Origin of the sequence: Streptomyces sp. NBC_00637, from assembly GCF_045161545.1 — a bacterium.
GTDB lineage: Bacteria > Actinomycetota > Actinomycetes > Streptomycetales > Streptomycetaceae > Streptomyces.
This window is the reverse complement of the sequence record NZ_CP109046.1, coordinates 708,054-732,925: the sequence shown is the minus strand read 5'-3', so window position 1 is coordinate 732,925 and position 24,872 is coordinate 708,054. Positions and strand designations below refer to the sequence as shown.

The following is a 24,872-nucleotide window of genomic DNA, read 5'->3' as shown; positions in this document are numbered from 1 at the left end:
TACCCGTACGTAACGTCACGGGGATGACGGGACAGACGACCGCGGGCGGCGGCGTGCGGGTGGTGACCGGTGAACCCGGTTGCGGCCGCACGGCGTTCCTGGCCCGCGCCGCCCGCTCGTACCCGGCCGCGCGCGTGGTCGGTGTCCGGGCCGACCCGGCGGCGCCGGCCGTACCCCTCGGGGGTCTGCGCGCGCTGCTGCGCGCCCTCGGCGCACCGGTGGGCCTGTCGTCCGCCGACGGGCAGCCCGCCGCGGTCCTCCTCGACGCCTTGCGGGCGGCCTCCGCCGGTGCGCCGCTGCTGGTGTGCGCGGACGACGCGCACCTGTGGGACGCCCCCACCAGGGAAGCGGTGGGACGCGCCGCCGAGTACCTGCGCGGGAACGGCCGGGTGAGCGTGCTGCTGAGCGTGTCCGGACACCGCCCGGTCGACCGGGAGTTCGCCGCGCTGCCGGTCGTCCGCGTCGACCCGCTCTCCCCGGCGGACGCGGCGAGGCTCCTGGACGAGGCGACGGGCGGGGCCCTCGAACGGGCGGTGTGCGACGCACTCGTGGACGCGTCCGAGGGCAGCCCGGCTCTGCTGCTGGCCATGGTCCGGCGGCTGTCGCCCGCTCAGATCCGCGGCCACCGGGCGCTGCCCGGCCCGCCGGCCGACGCCGAGCTCCTGACCGCGCTGGCCGGCGGCTTCCTGACCGGGTTCACGTCCGCGCAGGAGGATCTGCTGCTGACGGTCGCGGCGGCCGTGCAGGACACGGACGACGCGGACGACGCGGACGACACGCAGGCCACCCGGATCGGCCTGGCGCTCGCCCGGACAGCGGCGGAGCACCTGCGGGCGACACCTCCCGGCACGGAGGACCCGCGGGCGAGGCCTCCCCGCAATGAGACCCCGTCGCCCCTCGATCCGCTGCCCGAGGTGCTTGTCGTGGTCGACGGCGAGGCCGGCTTCCACAGCGATCTGGTGCGCCGCGCGGTGTACGCCGGCGCGGGTCCCGAGCGGCGCCGTGCCGCGCACCGCGCGCTGGCCAGGGCGCTGGAGGACGTGGGAGTCACCGGGCTGCACGTCCTGCTGCACCGGGCCCGGTCCACCGCCGTGGCCCGACCGGAGACGCTGACCGAACTGGCCGCGGCGGCAGGGGATCCCGCCACCCCCCGGAGCCTGCGGTGCGCGGCGTACACCCACGCCGCCGGGTCGGCCGAGGACGGTACGCGGCGCGCGGAGTGGTACACGGCCGCGGCGGAGCAGGCCCTGCTCGGCGGCCGCACGCACCGGGCCGTGCGGCTGCTCGACAGGGCCCGCGACAGCGCGGCGCCCATGGCGCTGCGCGGCCGCGTCGAGCTGGTACGCGGCACCACGATCCTGCACGACGGCCCGGTCGACGAGGCCCGCGCGTCCCTGCTCCTGGCGGCCCGCCTCCTGACGGCGTCGTCCCCGCGACAGGCCCAGTCGGCCCTGCTGGCGGCGGTGGACGCGGCCTGGGCGGCGGGCGACGCCCCGGGCTGCCTGCACCTGCTGAGCGGCGCGGACGGCTCCGCGGATCCCGTCGCGCGGCTCGACCCCGGGCCGTACGGAGACTTACCGGCGCACCGGACGGAGCCTCCTGGGTCCCAGGAGCCGTCCGGGGCCCAGGGCGGGCCGGCCAACCGCAGTGTGCCGTTCGGCACGGGCGGCAACCCGGTGGTGCGTGCGGACCGCGACCCGGTGGCGCGCGAAGGCGCGAGCGCCTTGGTGCTCGCGGACGGCAGCCCCGTGTCGCGTGGTTATCGCTCCGGTGTCCGGGCCCTGCTCGAAGGGCGGTTCGCACAGGCGGCGGAGCCGCTGCGGCGGCTGGTGGCGGACGCGGAGGCAGCGGGCGGCACGGCGGGCGCGGCCGCCGCCGACGAGCCCGACACGGCGCTGCGCGCGGCCGCCGCGGCCCTGCTGCTGGGCGACCTCGCGGCCGCCCGTCGCGCCGGGGCGCGGGCCCTGGCCGCGGCCCGTACCCCGGGGGCGGCCGCGGCTCTCGCGCGGGCCCGGGAGTACCTCGCCTACGCCGAACTGCGCGCCGGACGGCACGCGTTGGCCAGGACGCACGCGGAGGAGGGGTTGCGGGCCGCGCACCGCACGGGGCAGCGCAACACGGCGGCCCACCAGCACGCGGTCCTCGCCCTCGCCGCGTCCATCGAGGGCGCCCCGGAGGAGGTCGCCGCCCACGCGGACGCCGCGCTGGCCACCGCCAGGCGGCACGGCCTCGTCCAGGCCGCGACGCTGGCGGAGTGGGCGGTGGCCCGCGCCGACCTCGCCCGCGGACGTCCCCGGGAGGCCGCGGACCGGCTCGGCCCCCTCGTGCGCCCGGGGCCGCGCAGGGGGCACTTCGCGGTGTGGATGCTCGCCGTACCGTGCTTCGTGGAGGCGGCCGCCTCCACCGGACGGGCCGACGAAGGCGTCACCGAGGTCGTCGAGGAGTTCGCCCGGTGGGCCGGGTTCGGCGCCGACCTCCAGGCTCCCGCCCAACTGACGCGTTGCCGTGCGCTGTTGGCCCCGGCGGACCGGCCCGACGCCCTGTACCGCCACGCGCTCGACCTGCACGACACGGGCGGCGGCGGCGACTTCGAACGGGCCCGCACCGAACTGCTGCACGGCAAGTGGCTGCGCAGGCGCCGCCGGCTGAGCGAAGCCCGCGACCGCCTCGGCGCCGCCCTGGTCGCCTTCGAGCACTGCGGCGCGCGGGCCTGGGCGGACCAGGCCCGGGCCGAACTGCGGGCGGGCGGCGTGGCGCCGGGAGGCGGAGGCGGGCCGATGGGGCTCGGGCCGGGGCTGGCCGGACTGACGCCGCAGCAGCTGCGGATCGCCCGGTGCGTCGCCGAGGGTGCCACCAACCGGGAGGTGGCGCTGACCCTCTCGGTCAGCACGCGAACCGTCGACTACCACCTGCGGAAGGTCTTCGCGGCGCTGGGGGTGCGCTCCCGCGTCGAACTGGTGCGGATGGTCGAGAAGGCCGGACGGGAGGGTTGATCGACCGGAAAACAATGGTGCACACCCCTAGGGACCGACCGGACGGTATGCCATCCTTCGTGGCAGGACGAGTCGGACGGCCGAACACTGCCCCGGGGGAGGACCGCCATGCATCAGGCTCTACGGTCACGGACCGTGTTCCGCCCCGCTTCCGGCGCGCCGTCGGCGCCGGGAGCCCGGCCGCATCCGCAGCACGTCCGGTCGCTGATCGACGCCGACGCCCTGCGGGTCCTGCACCGTGCCGCGCGGGTGCTCCTTGCGGACCTGCCCGATCTCACCGACCGGCTGGTGGCCGCCCTCCAGGACCAGGAGCCGGCCTACCGCGCGGCCGTGACGAGCGACCCCGCCGCCACCTGGCAGGAGGTGCACCGCTCGCTGCGGCACAGTGTGGCCTCGCTGATCGACCCGCGCGGCAGCCGGGACGCGGCCCGCCGGTGTTCGTGGAAGATCGGCGCGACCCGCGCGGAACAGGGCCTTCCGCTGGATGCCCTGCTGCACGCCTTCCGACTGGGTGGGTCCCTGGTGTGGCAGAGCCTCATCGAGGAGACCTGTCACACGGCTCCCGAGGACGTGCGACTGCTCGTGCACATCGCGGCCGACGTGTGGAACTTCGTCGACGAGCACTGCACCCTCGTCGCGGACGCCTACCGGCAGGTCGAACGGCAGCTCGCCTGGCGGCGCGAGAACAGGCTGCGGGTGCTGGCGGGCGCCCTGCTCGACGGCGCCAGCCGGATCGCGGACCTGCCCGACACGGCCCAGGCGCTCGACCTCCCCGAAGAGGGACGGTACGTCGTGGTGGCGGTGACGGCCGGGTGTCCTTCCGACGCCGCCGGGGCCCGGGCCGCCCATGGCCGGGGCAGGCGCGTGTACTGGCACACGGGAGCGAAGGCGGACTACGGCATCGTCCTCCTGGGCGAGGGAGACGGCGAGGGCGGGATCGGGGTCGAGGGCGGGGCCGGGGCCGAGAGCGGGACCGGCGGTCCGGACGCCGCTGCGCCGTACCCGCCGTCAGCGGTCCCGTCGCCCGCCGTCGCATCGTCCGGCGTCCCGTCGACCGCCGTCCCGCCGGTCTCCGGCAGTGCGAGGACGGGCGTCAGCACGGCCGTGTCCGGACTGGCCGCGGTCGGGGACGCCCGCCGTCTCGCGGACATCGCGTTGGACATGTGTCCGCCGACGGGCGGCGCGATCCGGCTGACCGAGCACCTCCCGGCCGCGCTGGTGGTCTCCACCCCCGACCTGGGTACGGCGCTGGTCGAGCGGGTGCTCGGACCGCTGGGCGGCCTGGAACCCGCCGACGAGGCCGTTCTGCTCGACACCCTGGCCACCTGGCTGGCCTGCGACGGCTCCGCGCAGCGGGCGGGGGAGCGGCTGTACTGCCACCGCAACACCGTCCTCAACCGGCTGCGGCGCTATGAGCAGCTGACGGGACGTTCGCTGTCCCGGCCGGCCGACCTGGTGGAGATCAGCCTCGCCCTGACGGCGCGCGGTCTGCGCACCCGCTGATGGCCCATTTCACGCAGCAATATCGGGACATGCGCCTGATGGCCTGAATGGTCGATCGGTCGGGCATGCGTGAGCTGCGTACGTCGTCCGTCCTGTGAGATGGGTCTGCGTCCCGGCCGCATGGTCGTGCGAGGATCATTTTCAGTCACCATCGGCGGACCAATTTCTTCACACTTCCGACACAAATTTCACGCTTTCACTAGGTGAGTTATAGTCACCGTCCAAGCATCAACTATTTGGGGGGCGCTCGGACCAGGTGGGGGCTTGGTTCGGTCGAGGTGCACCTGGCGTCGTCTGCGCACCCCCGCAGTGGTCTCGTGGGGGTTCGGTAAGTGGAACATTGGCTGGATGAGGCCCAACCCGAAGGGCAGTCCGGTGCATCCGGGCCCGACGGTGACCTGTTCGCCGGGCACAGAACCGGCATTCAGTCGAGGGCGGTGCGAGCCGGGAGCTTCTGGGAGGCCGCGGACCGGACCGGCCCGGCGCGCACCGCGGCGACGGCCCCCTTCCTCGACGGCATCGGCACCGAAGCGCCGGCCCCCCTGTCCGGTGGCATCGAAGCGCCGGCCCTCCTGTCCGGTGGCGTCGAGGCCTCGGCCCCTCCGTCCGGTGGCACGTCGGTGTACCCGGACTCGGACCCCTTCTTCGCGGACGCCGACGCTGCCGATCCCATCCACGACGCGGACGAACTGACGGTGCAGCTCGCGGGCGTCGACCCGGCGTCCACGGCCGGCGCCGCCGGCGGCCGGACCGGGTCCCAGGACGGCACCGGCACCCCCGTCTTCGTCGACGAGTCGGGCCGTCGCAGTCGCCGGTTGCGGCTGCTCGGCGTGGCCGTCGGCGTCGCCTGCGCCGTGTACGCCCTCGTCATCGTCGCCACCCTCGTCTCCGGCAACTCCAGCGCACCCTGGCTGCCCCTGCCGGGACTGGGTGACGACACGCCCGCCGGGAAGGTCGAGACCTCGTCCGTGCCGTCGGTCTCGTCGAGCCGACCGGGCTCGGGCAGCGCCGCGCCGGACCCGGGTTCGTCGGAGTCGTCGGACTCCGCCGCGCCGGTGTCGGCCACCGCGGGCGGCGCCACGGACGCGGTCGGTGCCAGTGCGAGCCCCGGTCGGGCGGCGGCGTCCACGCTGCCCGAGGCGTCCAGCGGGACGACGCCCGTGAACCCCACCGCCACCGCCACCGCGTCCGCGCCTGCTGCCTCGGAGTCCGCCGTCGCCTCGCCCGAGGCGAGCCAGCCCGACAGCGGCGGGAGCGACCCCTCGCCGAGCGCCGGCGACGACACCGGCGGCACGGGCGAGACCGGCGGCGAGGCGAACTCCGCGGGGTCCGCCGACTGACGCGTCGTCCGCCGACCGACGCCCCCCGCGCGCAGCCCCGCTCACGTCACTTCCTGTCCCGTTCTGGAGCACACCTTCCGATGGCATTCCCCGCCCGCCGCCGCAGGGCCGCAGCCGCGGCCCGCGACAGCGCCGCCCGCCGCCGCGTATCGATGCGTTTGATGCTGCCCAGCCTCGTCCTCGTCGCCATGATGGCGATGCTGATGGTGCGCGGCTACGTCCACAGCGAGATCCTCGCCGACCACCGCGTCCGGACCGAGGCGGCCACCGACAAGGTGCCCGACGAGATCCTGGACGGCGGCCCGGTCATCGACAGCCGCAACGGCCGCAGCACCAGCCGCGACGTGCCCGACCACCGGCTGGTCCTGACCTTCGACGACGGCCCCGACCCCGAGTGGACCCCCAAGGTCCTGGACGTGCTCAAGAAGCACCACGCACACGCCGTCTTCTTCGTCACCGGCACCATGGCCTCCCGCTACCCGGACCTGGTCCAGCGCATGGTCGACGAGGGCCACGAGGTCGGCCTGCACACCTTCAACCACCCCGACCTGTCCTTCCAGTCGAAGAAACGTATCTCCTGGGAGTTGTCGCAGAACCAGCTCGCCCTGGCCGGCGCCGCCGGCATCCGCACCTCGCTGTTCCGGCCGCCGTACTCGTCCTTCGCCGACGCGATGGACGACAAGTCCTGGCCGGTCACCGAGTACATCGGCTCGCTCGGCTATCTGACCGTCGTCAACAACACCGACAGCGAGGACTGGAAGAAGCCCGGCGTCGACGAGATCATCAGGCGCGCCACCCCCAAGGGCGGCAAGGGCGCGATCGTCCTGATGCACGACTCCGGCGGCGACCGCCACCAGACGGTCCAGGCGCTGGACCGGTTCCTGCCCGAGCTGACGTCCCGCGGCTACGCGTTCGAGAACCTCACCGAAGCCCTCGGCGCGCCCAGCGCGCACACCCCGGTGACCGGCCTGGACCTGTGGAAGGGCAAGGCGTGGATCTTCCTCGTCGGGGCCGCCGAGAACGTCACCGGGGTCCTGGTGGTCGGCCTCGCGGCGATCGGTGTCCTGGTCATCAGCCGGTTCGTGCTCATGCTGCTGCTGTCCGCCCTGCACGCCCGCAGGGTGCGCAGGCCCGGATTCAGCTGGGGCCCGCCGGTCACCGAACCGGTGTCGGTGCTGGTTCCGGCGTACAACGAGGCCAAGTGCATCGAGAACACGGTCCGCTCGCTGATGGCGAGTGAGCATCCCGTCGAGGTGCTCGTCATCGACGACGGCTCCTCCGACGGCACCGCGCTGATCGTGGAGGCCATGGGCCTGCCGAACGTCCGGGTCGTCCGGCAACTCAACGCGGGCAAGCCCGCGGCCCTCAACCGGGGCATCGCCAACGCCCGGCACGACCTCATCGTGATGATGGACGGCGACACGGTCTTCGAGCCGTCCACCGTCCACGAACTGGTGCAGCCGTTCGGCGACCCGAAGGTCGGCGCGGTCGCCGGCAACGCCAAGGTCGGCAACCGCGACTCGCTGATCGGCGCCTGGCAGCACATCGAGTACGTGATGGGCTTCAACCTCGACCGCCGGATGTACGACGTGCTGGGCTGCATGCCCACCATCCCCGGCGCGGTCGGCGCCTTCCGTCGCACGGCCCTGGAGCGGGTCGGCGGCATGAGCGACGACACGCTCGCCGAGGACACCGACATCACCATGGCGATGCACCGCGACAACTGGAAGGTGGTCTACGCGGAGAAGGCGCGCGCCTGGACCGAGGCCCCGGAAACCATGCAGCAGCTGTGGTCCCAGCGCTACCGCTGGTCGTACGGCACCATGCAGGCGATCTGGAAGCACCGCCGGGCGGTCTTCGAGCGGGGCCCCTCCGGCCGGTTCGGCCGCGTGGGCCTGCCGTTCGTCTCGCTGTTCATGGTCCTGGCCCCGCTGCTGGCCCCGCTCATCGACGTCTTCCTGCTGTACGGAGTGGTCTTCGGCCCGACCCAGAAGACGGTCGTGGCCTGGCTGGGCGTCCTCGCCGTCCAGGTGGTGTGCGCGGCCTACGCCTTCCGTCTCGACCGCGAACGCATGATCCACCTGATCTCGCTGCCCCTCCAGCAGATCCTCTACCGCCAGCTCATGTACGTCGTGCTGCTCCAGTCCTGGATCACCGCCCTCACCGGCGGCCGGCTGCGCTGGCAGAAGCTGCGCCGCACCGGTGCCGTCGAGGCGCCGGGCGGCCCGGCGCCGCTTCAGCGCACCGGCGGCACCAACGACCGGAGGCCTGTCGCATGACCCAGGGTCACCCGACCGGGACGAACGCGGGGGCCGAGCGGACGCCGGCCTTCGGCATCCCCCGGCAGCCGACCGAACGAGCCCTCGCGGAACCGGCCGCCACGGCAGTGGTTGCGGCCGGGGCCGCGGGCACGACCGCCGTGGCCGCGAAGAAGCCGGGACGCGACCGCTACCTCGACCTGCTGCGCACGATCGCCCTTGTCCGGGTGGTCGTCTACCACCTGTTCGGCTGGGCCTGGCTCACCGTGCTGTTCCCGTCCATGGGCGTGATGTTCGCGCTGGCGGGCTCGCTGATGGCGCGTTCGCTGAAGCGTCCGCCCCTGGGCGTGATCCGGGACCGCGTCCGGCGACTTCTGCCGCCGCTGTGGCTGTTCGGCGCGACCGTGCTGACGCTGATGTTCGCGGGCGGCTGGAACCCGCCGGACGACCCGGACCACGGGGGCACCCTGGGCGTCGTCGAACTGCTCAACTACGTCGTCCCGCTCGGCGCGCCTCCGTTCCCGTGGGACATCGGCTCCAAGTCCGGCCTGCTCGAGAACACCTGGGCGGTCCAGGCGGCGGGTGTGCTGTGGTACCTCCGGGCGTACCTGTGGTTCGTGCTCGCCTCGCCGCTGCTGCTGTGGGCGTTCCGCCGAGCGCCCTGGGTCACGCTGTTCGCGCCACTGGCGCTGACGTCGGTGGTGGGCACGGGCCTGGTCTCCATACCCGGCGAGACCGGCAACGCGGTCGGCGACTTCGCCGTCTACGGCAGCTGCTGGGTGCTGGGCTTCGCCCACCAGGAGGGGCTGCTCGCGCGCATACCCCGCTACGCGGCGGTCTCCGGCTCGGCACTCGTCATGGCGTTCGGCCTGTGGTGGGCCTCGGGACACCTGGGCCCGGACGGCTGGGACCTCAACGACATCCCGATGGCCCAGGCGGCCTGGTCCTTCGGGTTCGTGGTGATCCTGCTCCAGTACTCGCCCTCCTGGCAGGAACTCCCGCGCGCACTGGCCCGCTGGGACAGGCTGATCACGCTGTCCAACAACCGCGCCGTCACCATCTACCTGTGGCACAACCTGCTGATCATGGTCACCGTCCCGATCATCGACCTGGCGTACGGGCTCCCCTTCATGGGCAGCGGGCGCGCCACCGCGGCCCTCGACTCCTCGTACATGCTGTGGATGTTCGTCCTGGTCTGGCCCCTCATCGCCCTGATGATCCTGGCGACCGGCTGGATCGAGGACATCGCGGCGAAGAGAAGTCCGCGCCTGTGGCCCGACGGCCGCAGGAGCAAGGCGCGACGCGCGAAGTAGCAGACCGGTGACATCCGTCCGGCACCGATGACCCCCGGACGAGGTCGCACCGACGACCACGGGTGCCGCCGCCGCGCGCGACGGCACCCGTGGCGTTTCCGCGTCCCGCGCGGCCGGCCCGCACCGACGCCGGCCATCACGGGCGGGCCCGCTCCCGGGTTCGGGCCGCGCGCCGGGCCGGCCCGCCTCCCCGGGCACCCGCGGCCCGTTCCCCTGGGCACCCGCACAACCCCGCCGACCTCCCGTTGGGGCGGCGCAGCGACCCCGCCTCCGTGCCTGTACCGCCCCTCCTCCGTCGTGCTGTCGTGAGCTCCCCTTCCCACGAAAGTCCGTGCCCGCCGGCACGGATCCGAGGAGCCGCGATGCCCGCAGTACCCCCGCAGGAGCGGCCCGCGCTGCACGTCGAGGATCTCGACGTGACGTACGGGCGGGCCTTGTCAGCCCTGCGCTCCGTGTCCCTGACCGTCCCGCACGGCGCGGTCGTGGCGCTGCTCGGCGCCAACGGCGCCGGCAAGTCCACGCTGCTGCGGGCGGTGTCGGGCACCCTGCGCCTGCACCGCGGCACCGTCACCGCCGGCCTCATCCGCTACGGAGACAGGGTCCTGGACGGCCGTGACCCGGTGGCGGCGGTACGGGCCGGCGTCGTCCAGGTCCCGGAGGGCCGCCGGGTCTTCGCCGGCCTGACCGTGGAGGAGAACCTGCGAGCCGGTGGCCTCGGCCTCGGCCGACGGGCACCCGAGCAGGTTCGCGAGGCCCGCGACCGCGTGTACACGCTGTTCCCCGTGCTAGCCGAACGCGGTCGGCAGGCGGCCGGACTGCTGTCCGGGGGAGAGCAGCAGATGCTGGCCATCGGCCGGGCGCTGATGGCAGCACCCCGGCTGCTCCTGCTCGACGAGCCCTCCCTCGGCCTGGCCCCGCGCATGGTGTTCCGGATCGCCGAGGTGATCCGCGAGATCAACGCCCAGGGCACGGCCGTCCTGCTGGTCGAACAGAACGCGGGGATGGCGCTGTCCCTGGCCGACCACGCCTACGTCCTGGACGTGGGCGAGGTCCGGCTGTCCGGCCCGGCCGACGACCTCGCGAGCACGGACGCCGTACGGCGCCTCTACCTCGGTGACGACACCGGCGACCAGGGGGCCGCGTGAGCCTGCGCCCCACCGCTGCCGCCGCCCCGGACCGTCCCGCGGCGGCACCGCCCGCACTGCGGGTCCGGGACGTGACCGTGCGCTTCGCCGGCCTGACCGCCCTGGACGCGGTGTCGTTCACCGTCGCCCCGGGTTCCGTGCACGCCCTGATCGGCCCCAACGGTGCCGGGAAGTCCACCTGCTTCAACGTCCTGTCGGGCCTGTACCGCCCGGCGTCCGGGCAGGTCCTGCTCGGCGACGAGCCACTCACCGGACTGGCGCCCCACCGGGTCGCCGCCCTCGGCGTGGCACGCACCTTCCAGAACATCGTCACCACCGAGGGCACCGTCGCCGACAACCTCATGCTGGGCCGGCACGTCCTCTCCCGCGCGGGCTTCGCCGCGACCGCCCTGCGCCTGCCCCGGGCGGTGCGCGAACAGCGCGCCCACCTGGCGCGGGCCCGGGAGATCGCCGAACTCACCGGGCTGGCAAGCCGTTTCGACGCACCCGTCGCCCTGCTGTCGTACGGCGACCGCAAACGCGTGGAGCTCGCCCGAGCGCTCTGTCTCGAGCCGCGCGTCCTGCTGCTCGACGAGCCCGTGGCCGGCATGAACGGCGCCGAACGCGCCCGCACGGCCGAGGTGATCGACATCGTCCGCGCCGAACTCGGGCTGTCCGTCCTGCTGGTGGAGCACGACATGGGCCTCGTGATGCGTCTCGCCGACGAGGTCACGGTGCTCGACTTCGGCCGGTGCATCGCCCAGGGCACCCCCGACGAGGTCCGCCGCCACCCCGAGGTGCTGCGCGCCTACCTCGGCACCCCCGGGGAGGACACGACCCCGGGGGAGGACACCACCCCCGGGCAGGACACGGCCCCCGGCGCGGACACCGTCTCCGCACCACGCACCGGCCCAGCACAGGACACCACCCCAGCACAGGGCACCGCCCTCGAAGAGGTAACCGACTCCGAAGGGGACCCCGTATGACCGCCCTCCTCGACAGCATCCTCACCGGGCTCGCGCTCGGCTCGGTCTACGCACTGGTCGCGCTCGGCTTCGTCGTGATCTTCAAGGCGTCGGGCGTGCTCAACTTCGCCCACGGATCGCTGCTGCTGTTCGGCGGCTACCTCGTCGCCGTCCTCCACGACGACCTCGGCTTCGCCGGCGCCCTCGCGGTGTCCGTCCTGGCGACCGCGGCGCTCGCCGGAGCCCTCGACCGGCTGCTGCTCCAGCGCGGCGACCCCGACCCGAAGGCCGCCCATGTGCAGACGATCGTCACCATCGGCGTGGACATCGTCCTGCTCACCGACCTCTCCCGGCGCATCGGCGGCGACCTGCTGACCCTCGGCGACCCGTGGGGCGACTCGGTGACCCGCCTGGGCTCGGTGACCGTCGCCGACAGCCGGCTCGCCGCGATCGCCGTCTCCGCGGTCGCCATCGGCGCCGTCTTCGCCCTGTTCCGCTTCACCCCCTGGGGTCTCTCCCTGCGGGCCGCCGCCGAGGACACGGAGGCGGCCTCCCTCATGGGCATCCGCCTGAGCCGGGTGCGCATGCTCGCCTGGTGCCTGGCCGGCGCGCTGGCCGCCCTGGCCGCCGTGTTCCTCGCCGCGTTCCCCGCCCCCGGGCTGGAGAGGACCACCGGCCAGATCGCCCTCAAGGCCTTCCCCGCGGCGATCCTCGGCGGCCTGACCTCCCCGCCCGGCGCCCTGGCGGGCAGCCTGCTGATCGGCCTGACCGAGGCCCTGGCCGCCGGCTACCAGTCCGAACTGCATGTACTGGGCGAGGGATTCGGCGACGTCGCCCCGTACGCCGTCATGGTGGCCGTCCTGCTGGTGCGGCCCACCGGACTGTTCGGCGCGAAGGGGGCGGCTCGTGTCTGAGCGGATCCCCAAGGGCGCCGTCGTACTCCTGGCCGCCCTCCTCCTGTGCGCGCCGCCCTTCTACCTGGACGCCTTCTGGCTGCGCATCGGCCTGTTCTCGATGGCCGCCGCCATCGGCGCCGTCGGCCTCGGCCTGCTCACCGGCACCGCGGGCCAGCTCTCCCTGGGGCACGCCTTCTTCCTCGCCGTGGGCGCCTACGGCTACACCTGGCTGGCCGGCGAACCCGGCCCCGGACTCCCGACCGCGCTCGCCGCACTCCTCGCCGTGCTGCTCGCCGGGGCGGCGGGCGGACTGTTCAGTCCCGTCGCCGGGCGGGTGCGCGGCATCTACCTGGGCGTCGCCACGCTCGCCCTGGTCTTCCTGGGCCACCACGTGCTGCTCACCGCCGACTCCGTCACCGGCGGGTTCAACGGCCGCTCCGTGCCCCCGCTGAGCCTCGGCGGGTTCTCCTTCACCGACGACGACCCGGGACTCGTCGTCCTCGGCGTGCCGTTCGGCGCCGAGGAACGCCTGTGGTTCCTCGGCCTCGCCCTGCTGGCCGGCACCTGGTGGACCGCGCGCGGCCTGCTGCGCGGACGCCCGGGGCGCGCCCTCGCGGCCCTGCGCGACAGCGAGACGGCGGCCGCGGTGATGGGCGTCGACATCGCCCGCCACCGCTCGGCGGCCTTCGTCGTGTCGTCGATGTACGCGGGTCTGGCGGGCGTGCTGCTCGCGCTGGCCTTCCGGCGCGTCGTCCCCGACTACTTCGGCCTGGCCCTCTCCGTCGACTACCTGGCGATGATCGTGATCGGCGGTCTCGGCTCGGTGGCGGGGGCCGCCGCGGGCGCCGTCTTCGTCACCGCGCTGCCCCTGCTGATGACCCGTTACGCCGACCAGCTGCCGCTGGTGACCACCCCCGGCACCACCGACGGCGGGGTGGGCCCGACCGAGGCGGCCCGCTACCTCTACGGCACGGCGATCGTCCTGGTCCTGCTCTACGCCCCCGACGGACTGCGCGGTGTCACCCGCCGCGTCCGCACCCGACTGCGCCGCGCCTCCCCGGCCCCGGCGCCCGCCACCCTCCCCTCCGCCTCCGCCGTCCGAACCAAGGAGCCCACCCCGTGAACCGCACGCACCACAGACACCGCGCCCCCGCAACCCTCCTCGCCGCCGCGCTCGCGGCCCTGCTCGTCGCGGCCACCGGCTGCAGCTCCAAGGCGGACGGCGACAGCGGCTCCGAGAGCGCCGACGGCGTCAAGTCCGGCCCGGGCGTGACCGCGAAGACCATCAGACTCGGCGCCCTCACCGACCTGACCGGCCCCTACGCCACCCTCGGCAAGAGCATCGTGCAGGCCCAGCAGATGTGGGCCGACGAGACCAACGCCGCCGGCGGCATCTGCGACCGCAAGGTCGAGATCGTCGTCAAGGACCACGGCTACGACGTGCAGAAGGCGGTCACCGCCTACGCCGACCTCGCCCCGGACGTGGTCGCGCTGCCGCAGGTCATCGGCTCGCCGGTCGTCGCCGCCCTCCTCGACGACATCGAGAGCGACCACCTGCTCACCTTCCCGCAGGCCTGGGCCGCCTCGCTGCTGGGCAAGGACTCCGTCCAGGTCATGGGCACCACCTACGACGTCGACATGATCGCGGCCGTCGACTTCCTCAGCCGCACCAAGGGCCTCGCCAAGGGCGACGCCATCGGCCATGTGTACTTCGAGGGCGACTACGGCGCCAACGCCCTGGAGGGTTCGACCTGGGCGGCCGAGCAGGCCGGGCTGAAGATCGTCCCGCAGAAGATCAAGGCCACGGACACGGACCTGACCGCCCAGGTGTCGGCGCTCGGCAAGGCGGGCGTGAAGGCCGTCCTGATCAGCGCGGGACCCGCCCAGACGGCCTCCCTGGTCGGCGTCGCCGCCTCCCGCGGACTGAAGGTCCCCGTCGTCAGCAGCGCGCCGGGCTTCGCGCCGCAGCTGTTGAAGACGCCCGCGGCACCGGCCCTGGTGGGCCTGCTGAACGTGGTCAGCGCGGCGCCCGCCGTCAGCTCCGACCTGCCCGGGGTCCAGAAGATGGTGACCGCGTACGGCAAGAAGTACCCGGCCTCCCCGGTGGACTCCGGGGTGCTGTCCGGCTACAACGCCGCCCAACTGCTGGGCGCGGACCTGAAGAAGGCCTGCGCGGCCGGCAGCCTCGCCCGGGAGGACGTGGTCAAGGCGCACCGCGCGCAGAAGAACGCCGACACCGGACTCGGCTCCCCACAGGACTTCTCCGACGTCTCCCGGCCCGCGGCCCTGTCGACCTACGTGCTCAAGCCGGACGCGAAGGCGGTCGGCGGCCTGGTGGGGGTGGAGGACGCGCACCAGGCGCCGGGCGTGACGGAGTACCTGGCGGGCCGCTCCTGACCCGCACTCCCGTGATTCAGCGGCCCCACTGCTGAATGCGTTCGCTTATCTCCATTGGACCCGCGGCCGACGGCGGGGCCAGGCTGGAGGACGTCCGGTGCACCGCGATCACCTCCCGGTGCACCGGACTTCCCCCTGCCCGCGCGCATCCGAAAGAGGTCGCGAGCCCATGCAGACCCGCCGTATCGGAGACCTGGACATCAGCGCGATCGGCCTCGGCGCCATGCCGATGTCGATCGAGGGACGACCGGACGAGGCCCGGTCCCTCGCCACGATCCACGCCGCGCTGGACGCCGGTGTCACCCTGATCGACACCGCCGACGCCTACCACCTGCACGCCGACGAGGTCGGCCACAACGAGACCCTGATCGCCAAAGCCCTCGCCGGCCACGGCCGCGGCCGGGACGTCCTGGTCGCCACCAAGGGCGGCCACCTGCGCCCCGGCGACGGCAGCTGGACCCTCGACGGGAGCCCCGCACACCTCAAGGCCGCCTGCGAGGCGTCGCTGCGCCGGCTCGGCGTGGAGGCCATCGGCCTGTACCAGTTCCACCGCCCCGACCCGCGGATCCCGTACGCGGAGTCCGTCGGCGCGGTCCGGGAGCTGCTGGACGAGGGCAAGATCCGCGCCGCCGGCATCTCCAACGCGAACGCCGAGCAGATCCGGCAGGCGAACGACATCCTCGGCGGGCGCCTGGCCGCCGTACAGAACCAGTTCTCCCCGGCCTTCCGCTCCAGCGAGCCCGAACTGCGCCTGTGCGACGAGCTCGGCATCGCCTTCCTGCCGTGGAGCCCCCTCGGCGGCATCTCCCGCGCCCGCGAACTGGGCTCCGCCTACGCGCCGTTCGCCCATGTCGCCGAGGCCCACGGGGTCAGCCCGCAACGGGTGTGCCTGGCCTGGATGCTCGCCGCATCACCGGTCGTGGTGCCCATCCCCGGCGCCAGCCGCCCCGAGACGATCCTCGACTCCCTCGCGGCCACGGACCTCGTCCTCACCGCCGGTGAACTCGCGGAGCTGGACGCCGCCGTCTGACACGACCACCGGGAGGACCGCCGTCCATGGCGTCGCCGTACGAAAGACCGCTCGACCACCGCTACCGGGGCGAGCACCCGATCCGCACCCTCGCCTACCTCCTGCGCGCCGACCGGCGCCGCCTCGCCGGCGCGGTCGGCGTGTTCACCGTCAAACACAGCCCGGTCTGGCTGCTGCCGCTGATCACCGCGTCCATCATCGACATCGTCGTCCAGCACCAGCCGGTCGGCAGACTCTGGACGAGCACCGGCGTCATCCTGTTCATCCTGCTGGTCAACTACCCCCTGCACCTCCTCTACGTGCGGCTGCTCTACGGCAGCGTCCGCCGTATGGGCACCAGCCTGCGGTCCGCGCTGTGCACCCGTATGCAGCAGCTGTCCATCGGCTACCACTCCCGGGTCAGCGCCGGCGTGCTCCAGGCCAAGGTGGTGCGGGACGTCGAGACCGTGGAGCAGATGGTGCAGCAGACCGCCGAGCAGGGGCTCGGCGCGCTCACCGTGCTCACCGGCGGCCTGGTCATCATCGCGGTGCGCACCCCCGAGTTCGTGCCCGTCTTCCTCGTCGTCGTGCCCGTCGCCGCCGTCCTCGTGGGCCGCCTGCGGGCCCGGCTGCGCAGCCACAACGAGGACTTCCGGCACGAGGTGGAGACCCTCTCCTCGCGCGTCACCGAGATGACCCGGCTGATCCCGGTCACCCGCGCCCACGGCCTCGAGGGCAAGGCGCTGCGCCGCATGGACGGCACCCTCAGCCGGCTGCTCACCTCCGGGATGCGACTCGACCTGCTCAACGGCCGCTTCGGCTCCCTCGCCTGGGTGCTGCTCAACGTGATCGGGGTCCTCGTCCTCACCGGCGCCGCGCTGATCTCGTACTACGGCGTCTGGGGCGTCACCGCCGGCGACGTCGTGATGCTGAGCGCCTTCCTGACCACCCTCACCAACTCCACCACCACCCTCACCGGCCTGGCCCCGGTCATCACCAAGGGCCTGGAGTCGGTGCGGTCGGTCGGCGAGGTCCTCCAGGCGCCCGAGCTGGAGGACAACGAGGGCAAGTCCGAACTCACCACCCTGCACGGCCGCGTGACCTTCGAGGACGTCGGCTACGCCTACGACAGCGGCAGCCGGGCGGTGCGCGACTTCACCCTCTCCGTCCGGCCGGGGGAGACGGTCGCCCTCGTGGGGGCGTCCGGCGCGGGCAAGTCCACGGTGCTCAGCCTCGTCATCGGCTTCATCCGGCCGACCGCGGGCCGGGTGCTGCTCGACGGGACCGACATGGACACCCTCGACCTGCGCACCTACCGCAGGTTCGTGTCGGTGGTGCCGCAGGAGTCGATCCTCTTCGACGGCACGATCCGCGAGAACGTCGCCTACGGAATGGAGGACGAGGCCGACGAGGAGACGGTCCGGGCGGCCCTGCGCGACGCCAACGCGCTGGAGTTCGTCGACCGGCTCCCCGACGGTCTGCACACCCTCGTCGGGGAGCGCGGGGCACGGCTGTCGGGCGGGCAGAAGCAGCGGCTGGCCATCGCCCGCGCCCTGATCCGGGACCCGAAGGTGCTGGTCCTGGACGAGGCGACGTCCGCGCTCGACACCCGCTCCGAGGCGCTCGTCCAGCAGGCCCTCGCCCGGCTGCTGCGCGGCCGCACCACCTTCGTGGTGGCGCACCGGCTGTCCACCGTGCGCGGCGCGGACCGGATCGTGGTGATGGGGGAGGGGCGGATCCTGGAGACCGGCACGCACGACGAACTCCTCCACCGGGGCGGCGCGTACGCGGAGCTGCACAGCGGGCAGGTCGCCTGAGCGCAGATGGCCGGAACATGACCCCGGCGGGTGACATTTCCGTCCGCCGTGCATGATTCGCCCAGGCCCGGGCACACGCAGCGCAAACAGGAGAGAGGAGCGCTCGTGATCGTTCCGGACCCGAGGGTCGCCAGGACGTTGCTGACCCGGTACGCGACGCTGAGGATCGCTCAGGCGGAATGGGACAGGCCGCAGACGGCTCGTGAACTACAGGACGTGACGTACACCCTGTGCGTGCTCATGGGTACGCCCGACGTCCGCGAGGCGGTCGCCGCGGCGGACGCCCTGCTCGAGTCCGCGGCGGCGGCGCCCGCGCGGGACCCGGAGAGCGGGCTGTCCCTGGCCGTCTGAGAACGGCCCCCAGCCGGACCCGGCACGGCGGTGCGCCCGGTGGCGCCCGCCGCGCCCGGACGTCTCACGAGGCGGTGGAGCCGCACCGGTCGGCCCGCCGGGCATCGCGCTCCGGGGGCTCTCCGGCCAGCCACTCCGCGATGGTGCGGGCGATCGGCTGCCCGGTGTCCACTTCCACGAAGCCGAACTGACCCGATTGATTGCACTCCAGGAACCACCACGTCCCGTCGGCGTCCTCGGCGAAGTCGAAGGCGCCGTAGACCAGTTCCGCCTCCCGCAGATACCTGCGCACGGCCTCGGCGAGACGCGGCGGGACGTCGGCGGGGCGCCAGGGCGTGGTGGAGGGCGAGTAGCGCACGTCCACCACGTCGGGGTCGCCGCCGGGGGTCGTCTCCTTGCGGGCGGCCAGCATGCGGTCGCCGACCGCGGTCAGCCGTATGTCGGCCCGCTTGGCCACCCGGCGCTGGAGCAGCGTCGGACCGTAGGCGACGGCGGCGAAGTCCGCGCCGGGCGGGACCCGGGTGGTGGGCACCGCCCGGGGTGGATCCTGCGGATGCGCCCCGGAGACCGGCTTGACCACCAGGTCCGGGTAACGGTCCGCGAACTCGCGGGCCGCCTGCGGGAACGTCGTCACGATGGTGGCCGGTACGGGCAGCCCGCTGAGCTGCGCCAGCCGCAGCTGCCAGGGCTTGTGCCGGGCGCGCTGGGACGCGTCCGGGTGGTTCATCCAGCGTGCGCCGGTGCCGCGGAGCATGCCGTACAGCGCCTGCGAGGCCTCCTCCGTCAGCCACGCGGACGGCTCGGCCGCCCGGGCCGCCGCCGCGCCGGGCCGCCGGACCCACACCGACCGCAGCCCTTCGAGGCTCACCAGCCGTCCGGCGGACGACAGGTGGCCCCGGAAGGCGCCGTGCACGTACTCGCCGGAGAGCGCGACGGAGTGGGTCAGGTCGGCCGGGTCCAGCCGGACGACGGGGACGGCCGCGGCGTTCAGGTGCACGACCACCATGTCCGCCGTGACGTCCTCTTCACAGGTAAGGATGAGCACGGTCATTTTCGTCGGCCCGTGTTCAGTCGTCGAAGTGGGTCTTGGAGCCCGCCGTCGAGGTCGTGGTCCCGAGTTCTCTCAGGAGGGCGTGGTCACGAGCGGCGATCCGGCCGTCGAAGAGTACGTTCAACTGCATTCCGGGGTCATAGGCGTACGGAGTGCTGTACTCCAACTCGGCCGCTGGGCGTGCGTAGTTGAGCGTGAACGGTTGCATCGTCTCTCCCTCGTCGGTACTGCCTCGATCAAGCGGTGCCGCTGTGCGACGTCACTCGGGCCCGCTGCCTGTTGCCGGATAGGTGGGTCCTTCAGTCACTTATACGAATCGAACGGGTGGTTGGTTTCCTTACTCTCCGTGATCATCGCGCGGTCGGGTGCCGAACAGGGCGCGGAGCAGGGGAGATCGGGTCGAGCGGAGGTGAAAACCTCTTCCCGGACGGTCAGTCGGGGAGCCGCTCGGGAGCGTCGTCGGGGGTGCGGCGCAGGGAACGCAGGGCCAGCAGGAGGACACCGATGTCGTCGAGGTAGACGGGGTCCGGCAGGACGTCGGTGGGGAGCACGAAGTACAGGACCGCACCCCAGAACACCCAGCGCGGCCCGGTCGGAAGCCCGGCCCGCCTCAGGCCGCGACGGGCCCGGACCAGGCGCACGAACATGGCGGCGGCAACGGCGAACACCGCCACGGCCACGAGCACCGCGACGACGACGAGCGTGGTTGGCGCATCCACGGGCCCTCCCATATGGTCCGTCGCGCGGCTTCTGCCCTTACCCGGTTTCCCCGCCTGCCGTTTCCGGATTCCCCTTTCCGGCGGGAATACCGCATCGGACGCGATTCACACGGCTGCCGCGCCCGAGTGGCGGAGCCCGCCGGACGGCCCCTGTAATGGGCAGGGTCACGTCGCGTGTCGCATCTCGGGGGTGCAGGGGCGACCGCACCCTCCAGAGAGAGCTCAGCATGATCACCCGCTCCACCCGGTCCGTCACGGACCGTACCGTCCCACCCTTCGCCGACACCTCCGCCGCCACCGCGGTGCCCCCGGCTCCGCCGACCGCCTCCGCGCACGGGCCCGAGGCGGGCCCGCCGGGCGAGACCGGCCCCGCCTACCCCGACCCCGTCGACGGTCTCCTCCACGCCGCGGCGGCCCACCGGCCGTTGGAGGACGTCGCCCGGCTTGTCACCCTGCTCGAACAGTCCGAGGGAGGCGTGGACGCGGCGGCCGGGGTGCTGCGCGTGGTCGGCACCGACCGGCCCCTGGAGGACGTGCCCCGGCTGGTGAGCGTGCTGTCCCGGCCGCCGCACCACGCGGAGCACGCCGGGCACATGATCCGCGCCGCGGCCGAGAGCCGCTCCGTCGAGGAGGTGATGGAGCTCGCCGAGCGGCTCGCGCGCCAGCGGGCGGGGCTCGTGGCGCCGCCGTCGTCCGTCCCGCAGGGCGAAGTGCCGCCCACCGCGTCCCCCGCCGACCCGGCCGACGGCGACCTCCGGCCACAGGCGCAGGCACGGCCGCAGCCGCCGGGGCAGCCGCCTGGGCAGTCACCGGACCGCTCGGGACCGGTCGTCGTGCCGTGGACGGTGTGGGCCACCGCGGTGGCTCTGGCCCTGTGCGCAGCCGCGCACGTCCCCGTGCACCACGACGGTGCCTCCGCGGCCGGCCTCGCGGCCACCCTCGTGCAGGCCGCCGCCTGCCTCCTGTCGGTCCTGCTGGTGGCCCTGCTGCTGGTCCGCCGGCCCACGCCGGCGCTGCTCGTGGCGGCCGTACTCGTGCCGGCGGCGCTCGCCGGCGCCCAACTGCTCGTCGGGCGCGTCGAATGGACGGCAGCGTCCGGGATCACGGAGGCGACCCTCGCGCCGTCCTGGCTCACCGCGACGACGGCCGCAGCAGCCGCGCTGACGGCGCTCCTCGCCCTCCTCGCGTGTCTGCGCGGCGGGCGGCGGGCGCCCGCCGCGCCGGGCACCCCGGACTGACGCCTGCTCCGGCGGCGCCGCCCGGCGGCGACTCAGCCGCTCGGTGCCGGGGGCTGAGGGGCCTGGTTCTCCAGCAGACCCGTCAGCACCCGGTCGGGGGTGAGCGGCGGTTCGCGGAAGCGGACACCCGTGGCGTGGTGCACGGCGTTGCCGATGGCGGCCGCCGTGCCCACGATGCCGATCTCGCCGATCCCCTTGCCGCCCACGGGGTTGAGGTGCGGATCGTCCTCGTCGATCCAGTGCGCCTCGATGTCCGGTACGTCGGCGTGCGCGGGCACGTGGTAGGCCGCGAGATCCGACTCGGTGAAGTCGCCGAAGGCGGCGTCCAGGGTGCTGCCCTCGGTCAGCGCCATGCCCAGGCCCATGGTCATCCCGCCGACGAACTGGGAGCGCGCGGTACGGGGGTTGAGGATGCGCCCCGCCGCGTACACCCCGAGCAGCCGGCGCACCCGCACCTCCCCGGTCACCGTGTCCACGGAGACCTCCGCGAAATGTGCCCCGAACGCGTGCCGCGCGTAGGGGCTTTCGGCGTCGGCCGCGCCCTTGGTGTCGGCGCGGACCTCCAACCCCTCCGCAAGCAACGGACCCTGACGTTCCGCCAGCTGCGCGGCGAGCCGTACACAGCCCTCGTGCACCGCCCAGCCCCAGGAGGCGGTACCCGAGGAGCCGCCTGCCAGCGGGGCCGCCGGGAGATCACTGCTGCCCACCCGGATCCGCACCCGCTCCAGGGGCACCCCCAGGGCGTCCGCCGCGACCTGCGCCAGGACCGTGCGGGCGCCGGTGCCGATGTCCGCGGCGTTCACCTCGACGAGGAAGGACCCGTCCGGCAGGGCACGCACCGCCGCCCTCGACGGATACGCCTGCACCGGGTACGTGGCGGCGGCCACGCCCGTCCCGAGGAGCAGCGGGCCGGCGGAGCGCGTTCGGGGGCGGTGGTCCCGGTCGGACCACCCGAACCGGCGGGCGCCCTCCCGCAGGCACTCCACCAGGTGCCGGCTGCTGAACGGCTTGCCGCTGTCCGGTTCGGTGTCCGGTTCGTTGCGGATCCGCACCTCGACCGGGTCCATCCCGAGCGCCTCGGCCAGTTCGTCCATCGCCGACTCCAGGGCGTACATGCCCGGCGCCTCGCCGGGCGCCCGCATCCACGACGGCGTCGGCACGTCGAGCCGGACCACGCGGTGCAGGCTGCGCAGGTTCGGGGCGGCGTACATGACGCGGGCCGGGATGGCGGCGTACTCGACGAACTCCTTGACGCGGGACGTGTACGTGGTCACCTCGTGCACGAGCGACGTCAGCCTGCCGTCGACGTCCGCGCCCAGGCGCAGCCGGTGCAGGGTGGACGCGCGGTGGCCGACGGAGGTGGGCATGGCCCGGCGGGGGAGGACCACGGTGACCGGGCGGCCGGTGTGCCAGGTGGCCATCGCCGCGAGCACCACGTCGGGCCGGGGCGTGCCCTTGGACCCGAAGCCACCGCCGACATGCTCGGCCACGACCGTGATCCGCTCCTTCGCCAGCCCGAACATCGTGCCGAGCACGGAGCGCACGACCGTGGTGCCCTGGCTGGAGGTGTGCACCGTGAGCCGTTCACCGTCCCAGTGCGCGGTGCTGGCGTGCGGCTCCATGGGGTGGTTGTGCAGCGGCGGCACCCGGTAGCCGGCGTCGACCCGCACCTGTGCGTCGGCGAACGCGCCGTCGGGGTCGCCCAGTTCCCGTGCGCCCGGGAACGTCCCGCCGACCTTCTCGGGGACGTACGCCTGCGGGTGCGCGGCGGTGAGCGTGACGTCGTGCTTCTCCTCGGCGTAGGAGACCCGTACGGCGGCCGCGCCGGCCCGGGCCGCCTCCGGGCTCTCGGCCACCACCAGGGCGACGAACCAGCCCCGGTTCGGCACCTCGGAGTCCTGGAGCACGGCGAGGGTGGCGTCGTCCCCCGCGGCGAGGCGGGGGGCGTTGCGATGGGTGAGCACGGTGACGACACCGGGCAGCGCCGACGCGGCGGAGGCGTCGATGTCGGTCACCCTGCCCCGCACGATCGTCGCCGCCACGGGGCGGGCGAACAGCCTTCCGGGAAGGGGCTGTTCGGCGGCGTACCGGGCGGTTCCGGTGACCTTTTCCCGGCCCTCCCTGCGCTCGGCGGGAGCGCCCACGGCGGTCATGAGTCCTCCACGTGCGGTCGAAGCCCCTGCGCTCCGGGCCCCTGCGATCCGGGCTCTCGCGGTACGAGTCGAGTCAGGACGTCGACGGCGAGGTTGCGGGCCAGCGGCACCTTGTACGCGTTGTCGCGCAGCGGCCGGGCCTCGGACAGCTCCAGTTCGACGGCGCGCTCGAAGGCCGCCCGGGTGGGAGCCGTGCCCAGCAGCGCCGCCTCGGCCCGCCACGCCCGCCACGGGCGGTGTGCCAGTGCCCCGAAGGCGATCCCCGCCCGCGCGACGACACCGTCGGTGACCTCCAGGACCACGGCGACGGAGGCCAGCGCGAAGGCGTACGAGGCACGGTCGCGCGCCTTGCGGTAAGCGGACGGCAGTCCGGCCGTGGCGGCCGGCAGCAGAACGGCGGTGACGAGCTCGCCGGGTTCGATCACGGTGTCCCGCTCCGGCTCCGCCCCGGGCAGCCGGTGGAACTCGGCCGCCGCCACCCGGCGCACGCCGGCCGTGCCGTACAGCTCGACCTCGGCGTCCAGCGCGGCCAGCGCCACCGCCATGTCCGAGGGGTGGGTGGCGATGCAGTGGTCGGAGTGCCCGAACACCGCGTGATCGCGGTGCACGCCGTTCCGGGCGGCGCACCCGCTGCCCGGCTCGCGTTTGTTGCACGGCTTGGAGACGTCCTGGAAGTAGGGGCAGCGGGTGCGCTGGAGTAGGTTCCCGCCGGTGGTGGCGGCGTTGCGCAGCTGGCCCGAGGCGCCCGCGAGCACCGCCTGGGAGAGGACGGGGTAGCGGTCCCGGACGCGCGGGTGCGCCGCGAGGTCGCTGTTGCGCACCAGGGCGCCGATCCGCAGCGACCCGTCCGGCAGCTCCGTCACCTCGTCCAGCGGGAGCCGGGTCACGTCGACGAGGGCGGTCGGCCGTTCCACGCCCAGTTTCATCAGGTCGACGAGGTTCGTGCCGCCGCCCAGATAGCGTGCGCCCGGGTGTGCGGCGTAGGCCTCGGCGGCCTCCGCGAGACTGCCGGCCCGTACATAGGCGAAGGTGTCCACCGGATCACGTCCTCTGGTTGCCCCGGTCGCGGTTGCCCCGCTCGTGTCGTCGGGCCGCCGGCCCGGTCATGTGCTGCCCGCGCCGGTCACGTCCTCGACCGCGTCGACGATGCGCGGGTACGCGCCGCAGCGGCAGAGGTTGCCGCTGAGCCGTTCGCGGATCTCGTCGCGGTCCAGCGCGACGGGCCGTCCGGAGGGCATCGCCGGGTCCGTGACGTGCGAGGGATGGCCCGCCTCGGCCTCGGCGAGCGCGCCGACCGCCGAGCAGATCTGTCCGGGCGTGCAGTACCCGCATTGGAAGGCGTCGCGGTCCAGGAAGGCCCGCTGGAGCGGATGCGGCTCCTCGCCGTCGCCGGACAGGCCCTCGACGGTCGTGATGTCGCTGCCGTCCAGGGTGACGGCGAGCAGCAGACAGCTGTTGACGCGCCGCCCGTCGACGAGGACGGTGCACGCGCCGCACTGGCCGTGGTCACAGCCCTTCTTCGCTCCGGTGAGGTCCAGATCCTCCCGCAGCACGTCCAGCAGCACGCGTCGGTGGTCGACGGTGAGGGTGTGCGGCTTGCCGTTGACGCGCAGCGTCGTGTCGGATCGGTGGGGCGATGACCGGGGGCCGTGCTCGGTGCCCATGTCCTGGTCCCTTCCGGGGCGGTGCGTGGTGCCGTGGGGACCGCGTATCCAGAGTGGGGCGGGTGACACGTCCCGGGAGGA

The 24,872-nt window shown here is 73.8% G+C and carries 20 protein-coding genes; 14 read left to right on the top strand and 6 right to left on the bottom strand.

The genetic code is table 11. The annotated features are described in order from the left end of the window. Positions 1-23: 23 nt before the first annotated feature. The 13 genes from OG440_RS03145 (at position 24) to OG440_RS03085 (ending at position 17,966) form a co-directional block, all read left to right on the top strand. Complete coding sequence (locus tag OG440_RS03145; RefSeq protein ID WP_406005272.1) at positions 24-2,993, top strand: LuxR C-terminal-related transcriptional regulator; 2,970 nt, start codon at positions 24-26, stop codon at positions 2,991-2,993. A 108-nt stretch (positions 2,994-3,101) separates the two neighbouring features. Next, complete coding sequence (locus OG440_RS03140) at positions 3,102-4,496, top strand: helix-turn-helix domain-containing protein (RefSeq protein WP_406005271.1); 1,395 nt, start codon at positions 3,102-3,104, stop codon at positions 4,494-4,496. Between the two features lie 437 nt (positions 4,497-4,933). Beyond that, positions 4,934-5,836, top strand: coding sequence for a hypothetical protein (locus OG440_RS03135; protein WP_406005270.1), 903 nt, complete (start codon positions 4,934-4,936; stop codon positions 5,834-5,836). 80 nt (positions 5,837-5,916) lie between these two features. Then, positions 5,917-8,115 carry a glycosyltransferase gene (locus OG440_RS03130; protein WP_406005269.1) on the top strand — a complete coding sequence of 733 codons (2,199 nt, stop codon included), beginning with the start codon at positions 5,917-5,919 and terminating at the stop codon, positions 8,113-8,115. After that, on the top strand, positions 8,112-9,407 hold the full coding sequence (locus OG440_RS03125; RefSeq protein ID WP_406005268.1) for an acyltransferase: 1,296 nt from the start codon (positions 8,112-8,114) through the stop codon (positions 9,405-9,407). Before OG440_RS03130 ends, OG440_RS03125 begins: the two co-directional genes overlap by 4 nt. A 362-nt stretch (positions 9,408-9,769) precedes the next feature. Then, positions 9,770-10,552 (top strand): ABC transporter ATP-binding protein, encoded by a 783-nt coding sequence (locus tag OG440_RS03120; protein ID WP_406005267.1) that lies wholly within the window; start codon positions 9,770-9,772, stop codon positions 10,550-10,552. A 2-nt stretch (positions 10,553-10,554) separates the two neighbouring features. Then, positions 10,555-11,517, top strand: a complete 963-nt coding sequence (locus tag OG440_RS03115; protein ID WP_406011239.1) for an ABC transporter ATP-binding protein — start codon at positions 10,555-10,557, stop codon at positions 11,515-11,517. Beyond that, the gene (locus tag OG440_RS03110) at positions 11,514-12,410 is read left to right on the top strand and encodes a branched-chain amino acid ABC transporter permease (protein ID WP_406005266.1); all 897 of its coding nucleotides are present in this window, start codon (positions 11,514-11,516) and stop codon (positions 12,408-12,410) included. The genes OG440_RS03115 and OG440_RS03110 overlap by 4 nt, the downstream gene beginning before the upstream one ends. After that, positions 12,403-13,515 carry a branched-chain amino acid ABC transporter permease gene (locus OG440_RS03105; RefSeq protein ID WP_406005265.1) on the top strand — a complete coding sequence of 371 codons (1,113 nt, stop codon included), beginning with the start codon at positions 12,403-12,405 and terminating at the stop codon, positions 13,513-13,515. Before OG440_RS03110 ends, OG440_RS03105 begins: the two co-directional genes overlap by 8 nt. Further along, complete coding sequence (locus OG440_RS03100; protein ID WP_406005264.1) at positions 13,512-14,789, top strand: ABC transporter substrate-binding protein; 1,278 nt, start codon at positions 13,512-13,514, stop codon at positions 14,787-14,789. Before OG440_RS03105 ends, OG440_RS03100 begins: the two co-directional genes overlap by 4 nt. Before the next feature lie 169 nt (positions 14,790-14,958). Continuing rightward, positions 14,959-15,819, top strand: a complete 861-nt coding sequence (locus OG440_RS03095; protein ID WP_406005263.1) for an aldo/keto reductase — start codon at positions 14,959-14,961, stop codon at positions 15,817-15,819. Positions 15,820-15,845: 26 nt separating this feature from the next. Continuing rightward, the gene (locus OG440_RS03090; protein WP_406005262.1) at positions 15,846-17,615 is read left to right on the top strand and encodes an ABC transporter ATP-binding protein; all 1,770 of its coding nucleotides are present in this window, start codon (positions 15,846-15,848) and stop codon (positions 17,613-17,615) included. Between the two features lie 105 nt (positions 17,616-17,720). After that, on the top strand, positions 17,721-17,966 hold the full coding sequence (locus OG440_RS03085) for a DUF5133 domain-containing protein (protein ID WP_406005261.1): 246 nt from the start codon (positions 17,721-17,723) through the stop codon (positions 17,964-17,966). Between the two features lie 64 nt (positions 17,967-18,030). Here OG440_RS03085 and tgmB read toward each other — a convergent pair whose 3' ends face one another. The 3 genes from tgmB to OG440_RS03070 all read right to left on the bottom strand — a co-directional run bounded on the left by tgmB (position 18,031) and on the right by OG440_RS03070 (position 19,736). Then, positions 18,031-19,017 (bottom strand): ATP-grasp ribosomal peptide maturase, encoded by a 987-nt coding sequence (gene tgmB / locus OG440_RS03080; protein WP_406005260.1) that lies wholly within the window; start codon positions 19,015-19,017, stop codon positions 18,031-18,033. Positions 19,018-19,033: 16 nt separating this feature from the next. Further along, a complete protein-coding gene (gene tgmA / locus OG440_RS03075; RefSeq protein ID WP_406005259.1) occupies positions 19,034-19,225 on the bottom strand; it encodes a putative ATP-grasp-modified RiPP in 192 nt (63 codons plus the stop codon). 223 nt (positions 19,226-19,448) lie between these two features. Then, complete coding sequence (locus tag OG440_RS03070) at positions 19,449-19,736, bottom strand: DUF1232 domain-containing protein (RefSeq protein ID WP_406005258.1); 288 nt, start codon at positions 19,734-19,736, stop codon at positions 19,449-19,451. A 227-nt stretch (positions 19,737-19,963) separates the two neighbouring features. On the opposite strand from OG440_RS03070, the gene OG440_RS03065 reads away from it, so the two are divergent. Next, positions 19,964-20,974, top strand: a complete 1,011-nt coding sequence (locus OG440_RS03065) for a hypothetical protein (protein ID WP_406005257.1) — start codon at positions 19,964-19,966, stop codon at positions 20,972-20,974. A 32-nt stretch (positions 20,975-21,006) separates the two neighbouring features. Here OG440_RS03065 and OG440_RS03060 read toward each other — a convergent pair whose 3' ends face one another. From OG440_RS03060 to OG440_RS03050, 3 genes are all read right to left on the bottom strand, one after another. After that, on the bottom strand, positions 21,007-23,127 hold the full coding sequence (locus tag OG440_RS03060; protein ID WP_406005256.1) for a xanthine dehydrogenase family protein molybdopterin-binding subunit: 2,121 nt from the start codon (positions 23,125-23,127) through the stop codon (positions 21,007-21,009). After that, positions 23,124-24,164, bottom strand: coding sequence for an FAD binding domain-containing protein (locus OG440_RS03055; RefSeq protein ID WP_406005255.1), 1,041 nt, complete (start codon positions 24,162-24,164; stop codon positions 23,124-23,126). Before OG440_RS03055 ends, OG440_RS03060 begins: the two co-directional genes overlap by 4 nt. A 66-nt stretch (positions 24,165-24,230) precedes the next feature. After that, positions 24,231-24,791 (bottom strand): (2Fe-2S)-binding protein, encoded by a 561-nt coding sequence (locus OG440_RS03050; protein WP_406005254.1) that lies wholly within the window; start codon positions 24,789-24,791, stop codon positions 24,231-24,233. Positions 24,792-24,872: the final 81 nt, after the last annotated feature.

Bases quoted from the DNA above. Each gene is read 5' to 3' on its own strand.
- OG440_RS03110 (WP_406005266.1), top strand. From the start codon at position 11,514: ATGACCGCCCTCCTCGACAGCATCCTCACCGGGCTCGCGCTCGGCTCG.
- OG440_RS03060 (WP_406005256.1), bottom strand. From the start codon at position 23,127: ATGACCGCCGTGGGCGCTCCCGCCGAGCGCAGGGAGGGCCGGGAAAAG.
- OG440_RS03130 (WP_406005269.1), top strand. From the start codon at position 5,917: ATGGCATTCCCCGCCCGCCGCCGCAGGGCCGCAGCCGCGGCCCGCGAC.
- OG440_RS03090 (WP_406005262.1), top strand. From the start codon at position 15,846: ATGGCGTCGCCGTACGAAAGACCGCTCGACCACCGCTACCGGGGCGAG.
- OG440_RS03145 (WP_406005272.1), top strand. From the start codon at position 24: ATGACGGGACAGACGACCGCGGGCGGCGGCGTGCGGGTGGTGACCGGT.
- OG440_RS03120 (WP_406005267.1), top strand. From the start codon at position 9,770: ATGCCCGCAGTACCCCCGCAGGAGCGGCCCGCGCTGCACGTCGAGGAT.
- OG440_RS03095 (WP_406005263.1), top strand. From the start codon at position 14,959: ATGCAGACCCGCCGTATCGGAGACCTGGACATCAGCGCGATCGGCCTC.
- OG440_RS03125 (WP_406005268.1), top strand. From the start codon at position 8,112: ATGACCCAGGGTCACCCGACCGGGACGAACGCGGGGGCCGAGCGGACG.
- OG440_RS03050 (WP_406005254.1), bottom strand. From the start codon at position 24,791: ATGGGCACCGAGCACGGCCCCCGGTCATCGCCCCACCGATCCGACACG.
- tgmB (WP_406005260.1), bottom strand. From the start codon at position 19,017: ATGACCGTGCTCATCCTTACCTGTGAAGAGGACGTCACGGCGGACATG.
- tgmA (WP_406005259.1), bottom strand. From the start codon at position 19,225: ATGCAACCGTTCACGCTCAACTACGCACGCCCAGCGGCCGAGTTGGAG.
- OG440_RS03065 (WP_406005257.1), top strand. From the start codon at position 19,964: ATGATCACCCGCTCCACCCGGTCCGTCACGGACCGTACCGTCCCACCC.
- OG440_RS03140 (WP_406005271.1), top strand. From the start codon at position 3,102: ATGCATCAGGCTCTACGGTCACGGACCGTGTTCCGCCCCGCTTCCGGC.